General features: G+C 60.2%; 15 protein-coding genes. 8 read left to right on the forward strand and 7 right to left on the reverse strand.

Annotated elements, in window-relative coordinates:
• The first annotated feature begins 296 nt into the window (after window positions 1–296).
• Window positions 297–1,718: an amino acid permease gene (locus LOY68_RS08155; RefSeq protein WP_163909039.1), complete on the forward strand. Its 1,422-nt coding sequence runs from the start codon at window positions 297–299 to the stop codon at window positions 1,716–1,718.
• A gap of 223 nt (window positions 1,719–1,941) precedes the next feature.
• On the opposite strand, the gene LOY68_RS08160 is transcribed toward LOY68_RS08155, so the two are convergent.
• On the reverse strand, window positions 1,942–2,784 hold the full coding sequence (locus LOY68_RS08160) for an alpha/beta fold hydrolase (protein ID WP_265044078.1): 843 nt from the start codon (window positions 2,782–2,784) through the stop codon (window positions 1,942–1,944).
• A gap of 397 nt (window positions 2,785–3,181) precedes the next feature.
• Here LOY68_RS08160 and arfB point away from each other — a divergent pair, with 397 nt between their 5' ends.
• Window positions 3,182–3,595 (forward strand): alternative ribosome rescue aminoacyl-tRNA hydrolase ArfB, encoded by a 414-nt coding sequence (arfB, locus tag LOY68_RS08165; protein WP_265044080.1) that lies wholly within the window; start codon window positions 3,182–3,184, stop codon window positions 3,593–3,595.
• On the opposite strand, the gene LOY68_RS08170 is transcribed toward arfB, so the two are convergent.
• The 6 genes from LOY68_RS08170 to phhA all read right to left on the reverse strand — a co-directional run bounded on the left by LOY68_RS08170 (window position 3,592) and on the right by phhA (window position 8,030).
• Window positions 3,592–4,791: an MFS transporter gene (locus tag LOY68_RS08170; RefSeq protein ID WP_265044082.1), complete on the reverse strand. Its 1,200-nt coding sequence runs from the start codon at window positions 4,789–4,791 to the stop codon at window positions 3,592–3,594. The two genes, arfB and LOY68_RS08170, sit on opposite strands and share 4 nt — an antisense overlap.
• Before the next feature lie 103 nt (window positions 4,792–4,894).
• A complete protein-coding gene (locus LOY68_RS08175) occupies window positions 4,895–5,092 on the reverse strand; it encodes a hypothetical protein (protein WP_265044084.1) in 198 nt (65 codons plus the stop codon).
• Between the two features lie 76 nt (window positions 5,093–5,168).
• The gene (locus LOY68_RS08180) at window positions 5,169–5,300 is read right to left on the reverse strand and encodes a hypothetical protein (RefSeq protein ID WP_256207532.1); all 132 of its coding nucleotides are present in this window, start codon (window positions 5,298–5,300) and stop codon (window positions 5,169–5,171) included.
• Window positions 5,301–5,573: 273 nt separating this feature from the next.
• Window positions 5,574–6,767, reverse strand: a complete 1,194-nt coding sequence (locus tag LOY68_RS08185) for an amino acid aminotransferase (protein ID WP_054049246.1) — start codon at window positions 6,765–6,767, stop codon at window positions 5,574–5,576.
• Window positions 6,767–7,123 carry a 4a-hydroxytetrahydrobiopterin dehydratase gene (locus tag LOY68_RS08190; RefSeq protein ID WP_123409221.1) on the reverse strand — a complete coding sequence of 119 codons (357 nt, stop codon included), beginning with the start codon at window positions 7,121–7,123 and terminating at the stop codon, window positions 6,767–6,769. The genes LOY68_RS08185 and LOY68_RS08190 overlap by 1 nt, the downstream gene beginning before the upstream one ends.
• Before the next feature lie 115 nt (window positions 7,124–7,238).
• Window positions 7,239–8,030, reverse strand: coding sequence for a phenylalanine 4-monooxygenase (gene phhA / locus LOY68_RS08195; RefSeq protein WP_054049250.1), 792 nt, complete (start codon window positions 8,028–8,030; stop codon window positions 7,239–7,241).
• A gap of 405 nt (window positions 8,031–8,435) precedes the next feature.
• Here phhA and LOY68_RS08200 point away from each other — a divergent pair, with 405 nt between their 5' ends.
• The 6 genes from LOY68_RS08200 to flgJ all read left to right on the forward strand — a co-directional run bounded on the left by LOY68_RS08200 (window position 8,436) and on the right by flgJ (window position 15,062).
• A complete protein-coding gene (locus tag LOY68_RS08200; RefSeq protein ID WP_265044088.1) occupies window positions 8,436–9,989 on the forward strand; it encodes a sigma-54-dependent transcriptional regulator in 1,554 nt (517 codons plus the stop codon).
• Between the two features lie 318 nt (window positions 9,990–10,307).
• Window positions 10,308–11,048 (forward strand): flagellar basal body rod protein FlgF, encoded by a 741-nt coding sequence (locus LOY68_RS08205; RefSeq protein WP_054615772.1) that lies wholly within the window; start codon window positions 10,308–10,310, stop codon window positions 11,046–11,048.
• A gap of 46 nt (window positions 11,049–11,094) precedes the next feature.
• Window positions 11,095–11,880, forward strand: a complete 786-nt coding sequence (gene flgG / locus LOY68_RS08210; protein ID WP_054049256.1) for a flagellar basal-body rod protein FlgG — start codon at window positions 11,095–11,097, stop codon at window positions 11,878–11,880.
• 51 nt (window positions 11,881–11,931) lie between these two features.
• Window positions 11,932–12,627 (forward strand): flagellar basal body L-ring protein FlgH, encoded by a 696-nt coding sequence (flgH, locus tag LOY68_RS08215; RefSeq protein WP_163909043.1) that lies wholly within the window; start codon window positions 11,932–11,934, stop codon window positions 12,625–12,627.
• 27 nt (window positions 12,628–12,654) lie between these two features.
• Entirely contained in the window at window positions 12,655–13,743 is a 1,089-nt protein-coding gene (locus LOY68_RS08220; protein WP_265044090.1) for a flagellar basal body P-ring protein FlgI, read from the forward strand.
• An 11-nt stretch (window positions 13,744–13,754) separates the two neighbouring features.
• Window positions 13,755–15,062: a flagellar assembly peptidoglycan hydrolase FlgJ gene (gene flgJ / locus LOY68_RS08225; RefSeq protein ID WP_265044092.1), complete on the forward strand. Its 1,308-nt coding sequence runs from the start codon at window positions 13,755–13,757 to the stop codon at window positions 15,060–15,062.
• The last annotated feature ends 20 nt before the right edge of the window (window positions 15,063–15,082 follow it).

Genomic DNA, 15,082 nt, shown 5'->3' on the forward strand with positions numbered 1-15,082 from the left:
GCTGATTCAGCGGTGTCTGGCAGCAGGGGGTTAGCGGTGTACAATGCGCCGCGTTTTAACTGTGACCTCCTGCGCATCTGCGCAAATTTCAAGGCTACCCGTCTTGTTCACTCCGCCGCGCCACAAGCGTGTCGGGTTCGATTTCGTCACAGATAAAAACAAACAGGTGACGCATGACCGTTGTTAATACGCTGAACTCCTGGTGCTTGCGCTGGGGTTTGATCGGCGCTGCTTGAAATTGCAACCGAGCAGCAACGTCTACTGAACATCATCAAACCTTGCGTGAGACCCTTTTCATGAGTGGACAAAACTCGCATTCAGGCGAGCTGAAACGCGGCCTGAAAAATCGCCATATTCAACTGATCGCCCTCGGTGGCGCGATCGGTACCGGGCTGTTCCTCGGCTCGGCGGGCGTCCTCAAATCCGCCGGCCCGTCGATGATCCTCGGCTACGCCATCTGCGGCTTCATTGCGTTCATGATCATGCGCCAGCTCGGCGAAATGATCGTCGAGGAGCCGGTCGCCGGTTCCTTCAGCCACTTTGCGCACAAATACTGGGGCGGTTTCGCCGGTTTCCTGTCGGGCTGGAACTGCTGGATCCTGTACATCCTGGTGGGCATGTCGGAGCTGACTGCGGTCGGCAAGTACATCCACTACTGGGCCCCGGATATCCCGACCTGGGTTTCGGCTGCCGGTTTCTTCGTGCTGATCAACCTGATCAACCTGGCCAACGTCAAAGTCTTCGGTGAGGCCGAGTTCTGGTTCGCGATCATCAAAGTCGTGGCGATCGTCGGCATGATCGCCCTGGGCAGCTATCTGCTGGTCAGCGGTAATGGCGGCCCGCAAGCGTCGGTGAGTAACCTGTGGTCTCACGGCGGCTTCTTCCCGAACGGTGTCAGCGGTCTGGTGATGGCCATGGCGATCATCATGTTCTCCTTCGGCGGTCTGGAAATGCTCGGTTTCACCGCAGCCGAAGCCGACAAGCCGAAAACCGTGATCCCGAAAGCCATCAACCAGGTGATCTACCGGATCCTGATTTTCTACATCGGCGCCCTGGTCATCCTGCTGTCGCTGACGCCATGGGACAGCCTGCTGGCGACCCTCAACGCGTCGGGCGATTCCTACAGCGGCAGCCCGTTCGTGCAAGTGTTCTCGATGCTCGGTAGCAGCACCGCCGCGCACATCCTCAACTTCGTGGTCCTGACCGCGGCATTGTCGGTGTACAACAGCGGCACTTACTGCAACAGCCGCATGCTGTTGGGCATGGCCGAACAGGGCGATGCGCCAAAAGCGCTGGCGAAGATCGATAAGCGCGGCGTGCCGGTGCGTTCGATCCTGGCGTCGGCGGCGGTGACATTGATCGCCGTTCTGCTGAACTACCTGATCCCGCAAAACGCGCTGGAACTGTTGATGTCGCTGGTGGTGGCTACCCTGGTGATCAACTGGGCGATGATCAGCTTCTCGCACTTCAAGTTCCGCCAGCACATGAACAAGACCCAACAAACGCCGCTGTTCAAGGCCCTGTGGTACCCGTACGGGAACTACATCTGCCTGGCGTTCGTGGCGTTCATCCTGTGCGTGATGCTGCTGATTCCGGGGATCCAGATCTCGGTGTACGCGATCCCGGTGTGGGTCGCGTTCATGTGGATCTGCTACGGCATCAAGAACAAGCGCAGCGCGCAACACACCCTGCAGGCTGCCAACTCAAGCGTGAAGTAAACGCAGGGCGCAACAACAAACCCGGCCATGTGCCGGGTTTGTCGTTTCAGGATTCACACAAAACCCCCTGTAGGAGCGAGGCTTGCCCGCGAAGACGTCGTGTCAGTCGATGATGATGTCGTCTGACACTCCCTCTTCGCGAGCAAGCCCGCTCCCACAGTGGATCTGTGCCAAACACACCCGCGGCGAACACCACCCAACCCCTTGTAGGTGCTGTCAGTGATTACTTTTCATCCAGGAAGCTCTGCACCGACGCATTGAAAAACGCCGGGTCCTGGATAAACGCGAAATGGCTGACATTCGGCAGGATCAGCAGGCCGGCGCCGGGGATGGCCGAGGCCATGTATTCGGTGTGTTCACGTTTGATCGCCTCGTCATGGTCGCCGTCAACGATCAGCACCGGGCTTTTGATTTTCGCCAGGTCTTCGCTGGTCCAGTTCGGTTGGCTCGCCCACATGTGGCTGATTTGCTCGACGAACGCGTCGTACTCTTTAGGGGTGGGCGACAGCTTTGCGTATTCCTTACCGGCGCGTTCGATGTAGGCGGCGAAGGTCGGGTTTTTCTCGACGCCGTCCTTGACCCCCGAAGTCTGGGTGTTGGCGGCGAAGGCGAACACTTTGCCGACGCGCTGCGGATAGCGCATCGCCAGATCCAGCCCGAGAATCGCGCCGTCACTCCAGCCCACGAAATCGGCGCGCTCAATCTTCAGTTTGTCGAGCACCGCGATGACGTCGTCCGCCATCAAGTCATAACCGTAAGGTCGCGCATCTCGCGAACTACGCCCATGGCCACGGCTATCGAGTGTGATGACGGTGTGCTTCGCCGAGAGAGCCTTGACCTGATTGCCCCAGTAATCGGAGTTGGCCAGACCGCCGTGAAGCAACACGACGGGCGAGCCATGGCCGGTGATCGAGTAATAGAGCTTGATGCCATTGACGTCGGCACGACCGGTTTTGGCGCTGGTGATCGGGGCAGGGGTGGCCGGCAGTGTTTCCCAGCGTTCGACGGCCTGTGCGGCGTTGAATGACAGCAGCAGGCAGAAAGCAGCAAGCAAGCGACGAGGCATGGGTCTCTCCATTTAAACGACTGATCGGCGTGATCCGGATGCTTTAGCGTAGAACCCAACTGCCAGAAGGCCAGGCACTACGAAGCGCGGCGCTTATGCGAAACCCTGTAGGAGCGAGGCTTGCCAGCGAAGAGGCCGGTACATTCAGCATTGATGTCGGCTGTGCCGACGCCTTCGCGAGCAAGCCCGCTCCCACAGTGGATCTGCGCCAAACACACCCTCCGCGAACACCACCCAACCCCTGTAGGAGCGAGGCTTGCCCGCGAAGAGGCCGGTACATTCAGCATTGATGTCGACTGACCCACCGCCTTCGCGAGCAGGCTCGCTCCCACAGGGACCGCGTTCCTTTGGCGTATTCGCGGTATCCTGCGGCTTCTGAATACGGACGCTTTTTTCCATGCTGGTGATTTCCAACAACGTGCATCTGCCGGATGCCGAGATCGAGTTGACCGCTATTCGTGCCCAAGGCGCGGGTGGGCAGAACGTCAACAAGGTCTCCAGTGCGATGCACCTGCGCTTCGACATTGCGGCCTCGTCCTTGCCTGAGTTCTACAAGGAACGGCTGCTGGCGCTGCGCGACAGTCGCATCACCAGCGACGGCGTGTTGATCATCAAGGCCCAGCAATACCGCACGCAGGAAGCCAATCGCGCGGATGCGTTGGAGCGGTTGGTCGAGTTGATCCTCAGCGCCACCAAAGTCGAAAAGAAGCGCCGCCCGACCAAGCCGACCTTCGGTTCGAAGAAGCGTCGGCTGGAGTCCAAGACCAAGCGCGGCAGCATCAAGGCCGGGCGGGGCAAGGTGGATTTCTAAGCGGCGTCGCGCGCTTCACGGTGCTTTGGCGCCTGCCGGTACAAGTAGACGCTCAAGGCCAGACCGCTCAGCGCGGCGAGGGCAGCGAACAGGAAGATCGACGCAAAGCCGAATCCCGCCGCAATCGCCCCGGCCAGTGGCCCGGTAATCCCCAGCGACAAGTCAATGAACAGCGAATAAGCCCCGACCGCCGCGCCTCGGCTGGAGGCCGGCACGAGGTTGACCGCTTCCACGCCCAGCGCCGGAAACACCAGCGAGAAGCCAAAACCGCTCAACGCCGCACCGGCCAATGCCCAATGCGCATCCGGTGCCAGCCACAGCAGCAACAAGCCCAAGGTTTCCACCGACAGGCAGGCAATCGCCACGCGAAAGCCGCCGAGGCGGTTGATTAGGTTGCCGAACAGCAGTCGCGCACCAATGAAGCTGGCGCCGAACAGACTCAAGCAGAGCACCGCGTTCGACCAATGCTGCGTGGCGTAATACAGGGTGATGAAGGTGGCGATGGTGCCGAAACCGATCGAGCCCAGCGCCAGGCCACAGCCGTGCGGCAACACCCGACCCAGCACGTGCATGAACGGCAGGCGTTCACCGACCACAATTGGCGCGGCGGTTTTCGGCCAGGCCAGCGCCAGACCCAACACGGCCAGCAGCACGATGCTCACGCCCATGCTCCACAAACCCATTTGATCGACCAGCAGCACTCCCAACGGCGCGCCGATGGCGATGGCGCCGTAACTGGCGATGCCATTCCAAGAGATCACTTTGGCGGTGTTCGCCGCGCCGACCCGGCCGATGCCCCAACCGATCGAGCCCGAGCCCACGAGGCTTTCCGCGCTGCCGAGCACCAGTCGGCCGATCAGCAAGCTGATCAGGCTGAGCATCGGCAAACTTTGCGTCCACGCCGAAATCAGCATGAACACCCCACTCAAACCGCAACCAGCGAGGCCGTACATCACCGCCAGTTTGCTGCCCTTGTTGTCGATAATGCGCCCGGCGTAAGGCCGGCTGAGCAGGGTGGCCAGGTATTGCACGCTGATCACCAGCCCGGCGATCACCGCGCCGAAACCCAGGTCGCTGTGGACGTAACCCGGTAATACGGCCAGGGGAATGCCGATGTTGAGGTAGCCGATGAAGGTGAACAGGACGATGGAAACGACTTGCAGCGTGACCGCCAGGGGGCGCTGGTTTTCTGACATGGGTAAAAGTCCACGGGGCAGCAGGATAGATAGGCTGCTTATGATAGCGGCGCGAGGGGCGAGCGGTCGTGGAAAAGTAAAACTATTTGTTGGGCGGGATGAGTCAGGATTTGGCCGGGGCGACCAGTTGCGTGGTGACCAGGGCGGCGAGGGCGTTTTCTTCACTGCCGAAACGGGCGAGCAGGGCGGCTTGTTTTTCCGGGGAGAGGCGATTCCAGATCTCGATCATTTTCTCGGCGGTGCCGATCAGAACGCTGGCCTGCTGCTCTTCATTAAAAGTCGAACTAAAATCATCGGTCATGGCGGGGGGCTCGGGGTTCAGGCGGTGTGGAAAGCGCATGTTAGCGCTTTCCACACGGTCTGGCATTGCAGGTGTTTCAGTCTTCGCTGTCAGCCTTTCGACTGTCAGTGGCTTCTTTCGGCTCAGGCTGTTGGGCACTGGCTTGTTGCGGGGTTGTCTGCTCAGTTTCGTGCAGGCTTGGGAAGGGGAGATTAGGGATCTCGTGCATGTTCGCGCTCCTCGCAAAGTCTGTTGATAGATCTGGTAGATCCGCGCTTTTAAAAAGCTTGGGCAGGATACAGCAGGAGAAATGACAAACAGACTTTTATCTCCATTTGTTTCGACGGATGGGATTGTCTAGACAGGTCAGTAGCAATTACGCAAATCAAATGTGGGAGCGGGCTTGCTCGCGAATGCGGTGTGTCAGTCAATGTTTATGTCGACTGACACTCCGCTTTCGCGAGCAAGCCCGCTCCCACAGGGGGATGTGTAATGGCCTGGATTACTTGCAGACTTCAGCAATCGCCTCGGCCAGCAGCGCCAGGCGCGTCGCGTCAATCCCCGCCACGTTGGCCCGGCCGGAGTTGACCATGTATACGCTGTGATGATCGCGCAGCTGTTTAACCTGCTCCGCCGTCAGCCCGGTGTAGGAGAACATCCCGCGTTGCACGCCGATGTGCGCGAAGCGCTCACGCAAGCCGTGCGGTTCAAGGGCGTCGAGCAAGCCGCTGCGCAGTTGCGCGATACGCAAACGCATGGCTTCCACTTCGTCGGCCCAGAGGCTTTTCAGCTCCGGGTCGCCGAGGATGGTTGCCACTACCGCCGCGCCGTGATCCGGAGGAGTCGACCACAGGTTGCGGGCGATGTTGGCCAGCTGACTGCGGATATCCACCAACTTCTCGGCGGTTTTCGCGCAGACAATCAGCGCACCAGTGCGGTCGCGGTACAGGCCGAAGTTCTTCGAGCAGGAGCTGGTAATCAGCACTTCCGGCAACGCGTCGACGAACAACCGGGTGGACCAGGCGTCCTGTTCCAGTCCATCGCCGAAGCCTTGGTAAGCGAAGTCGATCAGCGGCAGCAGATCGCGGCGGCGCACCACGTCGAGCACCCGGCGCCAATCGTCATGGGACAGATCGAAACCGGTCGGGTTGTGGCAGCAGGCGTGCAGCAACACCACGTCACCCTTGGGCGCTTCGTTGAGCACCGCGAGCATCGCGTCAACGTCGAGACGGTTGTCGCTGCCCACGTATGGGTAATGACTGACCTTGACCCCGGCCGTGGCGAAAATCGTTTCGTGGATCGGCCAGGTCGGGTTGCTCAACCACACGCCACGGCCCGGCAGCATTTGCGCGATGAAGTCCGCGCTCAAACGCAATGCGCCAGTGCCGCCCGGCGTCTGGGTGACGCCAGCACGTTGCTCGGCGATCAGCGCCGAATCGGCACCGAGCACCAGCTCGTTCATGACTTTGCCAAACGCTGGCTCGCCGTGACCACCGATGTAGGTCTTGGTGGTCTGGCGATCCACCAGGCGCGCCTCGGCGAGTTTCACTGATTGCGGAATCGGCGTCAGGCCCTGGGAGTCTTTATAGACGCCCACGCCAAGGTCGAATTTGCGCGGGTTGGGGTCCTGCGCATAGGCCTCCATCAGGCCGAGAATCGGGTCGCCGGGTACTCGGCCGATGGCGTCGAAATGCATTATTTGCGGCCCTCGGCATCCTTGGCCACTTCGTCAGTGCGCGCGGCCATGATGAAGTCGTTGCGGTGCAGGCCCTTGATGGAGTGGCTCCACCAGGTCACGGTGACTTTGCCCCACTCGGTCAGCAGGCCCGGGTGGTGACCTTCGGCCTCGGAGATTTCACCGACCGCGTTGGTGAACGCCAGGGCGTGCTTGAAATTCTTGAACAGGAAAACCTTTTCCAGCTGCATCACGCTGTCGCGGACTTCGATATTCCAGTCCGGGATCTGTTTGATCAGTACCGGCAACTCTTCGTCGCTGACCTGAGGGGCGCCAGCTTGGCAGGCTTCGCAGTGGGCTTGGTTCAAAGCGGACATGGTCTGTTTCCTGTATCGAATGTTTTTTTATATGGGCTTTATCGGCCGTCAATGCCGACACGCTAAACCAAAGCCGCGCCGACTGACAGGCTCACTTGTCAGTAAAAGTCGCGGTTCACGCGGCCTTGGGTTTCGGTGGGAATTTCGGTGCGTGCAAGCCCAACTGCATGCCTTGCTTGACCATGGCCATGATGTCTTCATGGGCTACGTCGAACAGGCGCTTGAGGTTAGGCAGCACAAAGTACAGCGGCTGCAGGATGTCGATGCGATACGGCGTGCGCATGCATTCCAGCGGATCGAAGGCTTGATGCTCCGGCTCGTCCGACATGCAGTAAACAGTTTCTTTAGGCGAGGACAGGATGCCACCGCCGTAGATGCGCAGGCCCTCTGGGGTATCGACCATGCCGAACTCGATGGTCATCCAGTACAGGCGCGCCAGGTACACGCGTTCTTCCTTGGTGGCCTGTAGGCCGAGTTTGCCGTAGGTGTGGGTAAATTCAGCAAACCACGGGTTGGTCAGCAGCGGGCAGTGACCAAAGATCTCGTGGAAAATGTCCGGCTCTTGCAGGTAATCCAGCTCTTCGCGGGTACGAATAAACGTCGCCACCGGAAACTGTTTGTTGGCGAGCAATTCGAAAAAGGTCTGGAAGGGGATCAGCGCCGGAACCCGGGCCACTTGCCAACCGGTGGTTTCACCGAGGACTTTGTTGATCTCGCCCAGTTGCGGAATGCGGTCGTGGGGCAGACCGAGTTTCTCGATACCGTCCAGGTACTCCTGGCACGCACGCCCTTCGATCACTTTCAGTTGGCGAGTGATCAGCGTGTTCCACACCGCGTGTTCTTCGGCGGGGTAGTCGATAAAACCTTGCGCATCGGGCTCGCGAGCCACGTATTGCGTCTGCTTCATGCTGCTCTCCTGCTAGGGGGAAGTCGTTCTTGTTATGTACAGCTATGGACTTAGAGATACCCCAAGGCGTGCGGTGATGCAGCAGGTGGTTCGGGTCGCGTGTAGGAGAAATCCGTATTTTTCGTAAAGTTTTCGTTACGGATTGAGGGTTGTGGCGCAGGTATTGAGTTTTCCGGGTTTGAAAAGCACTCTGGGTGTCACATAATCTTGACGACTATCTGAGTGTCCTCGCAGAAAAATTCCCCCGAGGACACCGCAATCCCCTTGTGGGAGCGGGCTTGCTCGCGAAAGCGGTCTGTCTGACACATTGATGTTGGATGTGCCGACGCCTTCGCGAGCAAGCCCGCTCCCACAGGGTTATGTGTTTGGCATCCAATTCACTCATCGCTTTTTCAGGCCTTTTATATGCGTATCAAAGTCCACTGCCAAAACCGCATCGGCATCCTGCGCGACATCCTCAACCTGTTGGTGGAATACGGGATCAACGTCGCGCGCGGCGAGGTCGGCGGTGAGCATGGCAACGCGATCTACCTGCACTGCCCGAACCTGATCAACATCCAGTTCCAGGCGTTGCGTCCGAAATTCGAGGCGATTGGCGGGGTATTCGGCGTCAAGCGTGTAGGGCTGATGCCCAGCGAGCGTCGGCACATGGAGCTCAATGCGCTGCTCGGCGCACTGGAGTTCCCGGTGTTATCGATCGATATGGGCGGCTCGATCGTCGCGGCCAACCGTGCGGCGGCGCAGTTGCTCGGGGTGCGGGTGGACGAGGTGCCGGGGATTCCCTTGTCCCGTTACGCCGAGGATTTCGATTTACCGGAACTGGTGCGCGCCAACAAGTCGCGGATCAACGGGCTGCGGGTGAAGGTCAAGGGTGACGTGTTCCTCGCCGACATCGCCCCGCTGCAATCGGAACACGACGACAGCGAGGCCATGGCCGGCGCGGTGTTGACGTTGCACCGGGCGGATCGGGTCGGCGAGCGAATCTACAACGTGCGCAAACAAGAACTGCGCGGTTTCGACAGCATCTTCCAGAGTTCGAAAGTCATGGCAGCGGTGGTGCGCGAGGCCCGGCGCATGGCGCCGCTGGATGCGCCGCTATTGATAGAAGGCGAAACCGGCACCGGCAAAGAACTGCTGGCGCGGGCCTGTCACCTGGCGAGTCCGCGCGGTCAGTCACCGTTGATGGCGCTTAACTGCGCCGGTCTGCCGGAGTCCATGGCCGAGACCGAGTTGTTCGGCTACGGCCCCGGCGCTTTTGAAGGGGCGCGGGCCGAAGGCAAGCTCGGGCTGCTGGAGTTGACGGCCGGCGGTACGCTGTTTCTCGATGGCGTCGGGGAAATGAGCCCGCGCTTGCAGGTGAAATTGCTGCGCTTCTTGCAGGACGGTTGCTTCCGTCGTGTAGGCAGTGATGAAGAGGTTTACCTGGACGTGCGGGTGATCTGCGCGACGCAGGTGGACTTGTCTGAGTTGTGCGCACGCGGCGAATTTCGGCAGGATTTGTATCACCGCTTGAACGTGCTGTCGTTGCACATCCCGCCGCTGCGCGAATGCCTCGACGGTTTGACGCCTCTGGTAGAGCACTTCCTCGACCAGGCCAGTCGGCAGATCGGTTGCCCGCTGCCGAAACTGGCGCCGGCGGCCATGGAGCGGCTCAGTCATTACCACTGGCCGGGCAATGTCCGGCAGTTGGAAAACGTGTTGTTCCAGGCGGTTTCGTTGTGCGAGGGCGGGACCGTCAAGGCCGAGCACATTCGCTTGCCGGACTACGGCGTGCGTCAGCCGCTTGGCGATTTCTCGCTGGAAGGCGGGCTGGATGCGATTGTCGGGCGCTTCGAGAAAGCGGTGCTGGAGCGGTTGTATTCAGAGCACCCGAGCAGTCGGCAGTTGGGCAAGCGGTTGGGGGTTTCGCATACGACCATTGCCAATAAGTTGCGCGAGTACGAAGTCGGCAAAGAGTAAAACGCCGATCTCTTGTGGGAGCGAGCCTGCTCGCGAATGCGGTATTCCAGTCAACATTGATGCTGAATGTGCTGGCCCCTTCGCGAGCAGGCTCGCTCCCACATTGTTTTGTGTTCGCCGCAAAGGCTGAGCCTTGCCACCAAACGGCATAACACCGCCGGTTTTTCGACTTCGACACAATCCCCTCATCCCCTCCAAACCCCTCAAGTCCTTTGTTTGCCGGGCCCCGGGCCGTCAGAAAAAAGTTGGTCTGCAAATTGCTTAAGGCTCATCAGTACAGCAGTGGGCGGCAAACGTCCGGCATGCAGAGGATTGAGTGTGGATAAGTACCTTTATGTGGCAATGACCGGCGCCAGCCAGAATGCACTGGCGCAGAAGGCTCACGCGAACAACCTGGCGAACATCTCCACCAACGGTTTTCAAAAGGACCTGGAACAGGCCCGTTCGATGCCGGTGTTTGGTGACAGCTTTCCGGCGCGTGCCTTTGCCATGAGTGAACGTCCGGCCACTGACTTCTCGCCAGGTTCGATGGTGGAGACTGGTCGTGACCTCGACGTGGCCGTGACCGGCAACGGCTGGATCGCGGTGCAGAGCCCCGATGGCAGCGAAAGCTACGTGCGCACTGGCAGCCTGAACATTGACGCCCTCGGCGTTCTGCGTGCCGGCAACGGTATGCCGGTGATGGGCAATGGCGGGCCGATTGCCGTGCCGCCCGAGCAGAAAATCGAAGTGGGCGAAGACGGCACCATCAGCATTCGTTCGATGGGTGAAGGCCCGCGCGTGATGGCCGAAATCGACCGCATCAAACTGGTCAACCCAGACCTGAAGAACATGACCAAAGGCCTGGATGGTTCGATCCACACCAAGGACGGCAAGCCGGCGCAAGCCGATGCAGGCGTCAAGCTGGTGTCCGGGTTCCTGGAGTCGAGCAACGTCAACGCCGTGGAAGAAATGACCTCGGTGCTGGCCTTGTCGAAGCAGTTCGAGCTGCACATCAAAATGATGAACACCGCCAAAGACGATGACCAGGCCATGGCTCGGGTCTTGCAGATCAGCTAATTACCAGAACGTCGCGCCGTAAAACAGGCGCACGAGGAGAATCGAAATGCTTCCGGCTCTATGGGTTGCCAAAACAGGTCTGTCCGCCCAGGACACTAACCTGACCACCATTTCCAACAACCTGGCGAACGTATCGACCACGGGTTTCAAACGTGATCGCGCCGAGTTCCAGGACTTGCTGTACCAGATCAAACGCCAGCCTGGCGCCCAGTCGACCCAGGACAGCGAACTGCCGTCCGGTCTGCAATTGGGTACCGGTGTGCGCATCGTCGGCACCCAGAAAAACTTCTCGGCCGGCAGCCTGCAAACCACCGAGCAGCCGCTGGATTTGGCGGTCGACGGTCGCGGTTTCTTCCAGATTCTGCAACCGGACGGCACCACGTCCTACACCCGTGACGGCACCTTCCACCTCGACTCCAATGGCCAGATCGTGAACGCCAGCGGTTTCGCCCTGGAACCAGCGATTGTCATCCCGAACAACGCCCAGACCTTCACGGTCGGTACTGACGGCACGGTGTCCATCACCGTTCCCGGCAACCCGGCTTCTCAGGTGATCGGCAACTTGCAAACCGCCGACTTTATCAACCCGGCCGGCCTGCAAGCCGTGGGTAACAACCTGTTCCTGGAAACCGCTGCCAGTGGCGCGCCGCAAGTCGGCACCCCGGGCCTGAACGGTTTTGGTACCACGCTGCAGAACACCCTGGAAGGTTCCAACGTCAGCACCGTTGAAGAGATGGTCAACATGATCACCACTCAGCGCGCCTACGAGATGAACTCCAAGGTGATCTCCACCGCCGACCAGATGCTCTCGTTCGTAACGCAGAATCTGTAATCAAGTCTATGGGGCGGCCATCGGTCGCCAGCAACACCGTGAGGTAGGGTCATGAATCGCTTTGTATCTGTTCTGGCACTGAGTGGGGTAGTCGCACTCGCGGGCTGCGTCGCGCCGACGCCCAAGCCCAATGACCCGTATTACGCCCCGGTGTTGCCGCGCACGCCGTTGCCGGCTGCCGCCAACAATGGCTCGATCTACCAGGCCGGTTTCGAACAGAACCTGTACAGCGACCGCAAGGCTTTCCGGGTCGGTGACATCATCACCATCACCCTGAACGAAAGGACCCAGGCCAGCAAAGGCGCCAACTCGCAGATCGACAAGACCAGCAAGACCAATATCGGTCTGACGTCGTTGTTCGGTGGCGGCCTGAGTACCAATGATCCAGTCGGCAGTGGCAGCCTGAGTCTCGACGCAGGCTACAGCGGCGACCGTGCCACCAACGGCGCCAGCAAGTCCGGCCAGAGCAACAGCCTGACCGGCTCGATCACCGTGACCGTCGCCGACGTCTTGCCCAACGGCATCATTGCCGTGCGCGGCGAGAAGTGGATGACCCTGAACTCGGGCGATGAGCTGGTGCGGATTGCCGGCCTGGTGCGCGCCGATGACATCGCCACCGATAACACCGTGTCGTCGACCCGTGTCGCCGATGCACGTATCACCTATTCGGGCACCGGCGCGTTTGCCGATGCGAGTCAGCCAGGCTGGTTCGACCGTTTCTTCCTTAGCCCGCTGTTCCCTTTCTAGGTGGCTACGTTGAACTTCAGAAGTCTCATGGTCGCTGCCTTGTTGATGTCCGCAGCCTTCACCGCTCAAGCCGAGCGGTTGAAGGACATCGCCAGCATTTCCGGCGTGCGGACCAACCAATTGATCGGTTACGGCCTGGTGGTCGGGCTTAACGGGACCGGCGACCAGACGACCCAGACCCCGTTCACCCTGCAGACCTTCAACAACATGCTCTCGCAGTTCGGGATCAAGGTGCCGGCGGGTTCGGGCAACGTGCAGTTGAAGAACGTCGCGGCAGTCTCGATCAGTGCTGATTTGCCGGCGTTTGCCAAACCGGGTCAGCAGGTCGATATCACCGTGTCGTCGATCGGTAACTCCAAGAGCCTGCGCGGCGGCACCTTGCTGCTGACGCCACTCAAAGGTATCGACGGCAACGTCTACGCCATCGCCCAGGGCAACCTGGTGGTCGGCGGTTTTGATGCTGAAGGTCGTGACGGTTCGAAGATCACTGTCAACGTTCCGTCGGCCGGTCGTATCCCTGGCGGTGCGTCGGTCGAGCGTTCGGTGCCGAGCGGTTTCAACCAGGGCAACAGCCTGACCCTGAACCTCAACCGTTCCGACTTCACCACCGCCAAGCGCGTGGTCGACAAGATCAACGACCTGCTCGGTCCTGGTGTTGCCCAGGCTATCGACGGCGGTTCGATCCGCGTCACCGCGCCACTCGATCCGAGCCAGCGCGTCGACTACCTGTCGATCCTCGAAAACCTTGAAGTCGATCCGGGTCAGGCGGTGGCGAAAGTCATCATCAACTCGCGGACCGGCACCATCGTGATCGGCCAGAACGTCAAAGTGTCCCCGGCCGCCGTGACCCACGGCAGCTTGACCGTGACCATCACCGAAGACCCGATCGTCAGCCAGCCCGGTCCTCTGTCCAATGGGCAGACGGCGGTCGTGCCGCGCTCGCGGGTCAACGCCCAGCAAGAAGCCAAGCCAATGTTCAAGTTCGGTCCGGGCACCACCCTCGACGAAATCGTTCGTGCGGTGAACCAGGTCGGCGCGGCGCCAGGTGACTTGATGGCCATCCTTGAAGCACTGAAACAGGCCGGCGCGCTGCAAGCCGACCTGATCGTGATCTGAGGAAGGCACCCATGGACATGCGCAAGAGCGGCACGCTCAGCACCAGCGACTCGGGTTCTTACTCCGACCTCAATCGTCTGAACCAGCTCAAGATCGGCGACAAGAACAGCGACGCGAACATGCGCAAAGTAGCGCAGGAATTCGAGTCGCTGTTCCTCGGTGAAATGCTCAAGTCCATGCGCTCGGCCACCGACGAACTGGGCAAGGACAATCCGCTCAACACGCCGGCTGCCAAGCAATATCAGGAAATGTCCGACCAGCAGATGGCTGTGTCCATGTCTCGCGAAGGCGGCGGTATTGGCCTGGCGGACGTGTTGATGCGTCAGATGTCGAAGAACAAACCGCTGGCTCCGGGTGAGGCGGCGGCGAATTCCGCAGCCAAGCAGGAAGCAGCGAAAGCCAAGGTCGAAGCCGTTACGACGCCTGTAGCTGCCGGTACGGTCGCCACGAACGGCCCGTTGTCGCGCCTTAACGGCGAGCGTCCGTTGTGGGCCTCGCGTGGGGTCAAGACACCGACGGCGACCGCTGCGCACAGCAATGACGTGGCGCTGCTCAACCAGCGGCGCTTGGCCTTGCCGCCGAAACTGGCCGATCGTTTGCTCGCCGGTCTGGTGCCGTCCACCGCGACCAGTACCACGACCGCTGCCACCTCCCTGAAAAACCTGTTGCCTGAGCGCGCCACCGCTACGGCAACCGGTGCCGGTCCGTTGTACAACGGCGACTGGCTGCCGTCGCCAACGTCATCGGCGTCGAGCGGGCAGATGCAGATTTACGGCCGCGCGATGGCGCAGATTCCTCTCGCGCCGGCCAAGAAAGCGTTCAGTTCCTCCGACGAATTCGTCAACACCATGCTGCCGATGGCCAAGGAAGCTGCCGACCGGATTGGCGTCGATCCGCGTTACCTGGTGGCCCAGGCCGCGCTCGAAACCGGTTGGGGCAAATCGGTCATGCGCGCCCAGGATGGCAGCAGCAGTCACAACCTGTTCGGCATCAAGACCGGCAGCAGTTGGAAGGGCGATTCGGCGCGGGCGATCACCAGCGAATTCAGGGATGGCGCGATGGTCAAGGAGACGGCCGAGTTCCGTTCCTATGCCTCTTACAAGGACAGCTTCCATGACCTTGTGACGTTGCTGCAATCCAATAATCGCTATCAAGATGTCGTGAAGTCGGCCGATAACCCAGAACAGTTTGTGCGTGAGTTGCAAAAGGCCGGTTATGCAACCGACCCGAACTACGCCAGCAAGATTTCGCAGATAGCCAAGCAGATGACGAGTTACCAAAACTACGCTGCGGCGGGCGCTACCACCACGCCTTTATAGGCACAAGGCATAAGGTCTGA

Source organism: Pseudomonas sp. B21-053 (genome assembly GCF_026016365.1).
Lineage (GTDB): Bacteria > Pseudomonadota > Gammaproteobacteria > Pseudomonadales > Pseudomonadaceae > Aquipseudomonas > Aquipseudomonas nunensis.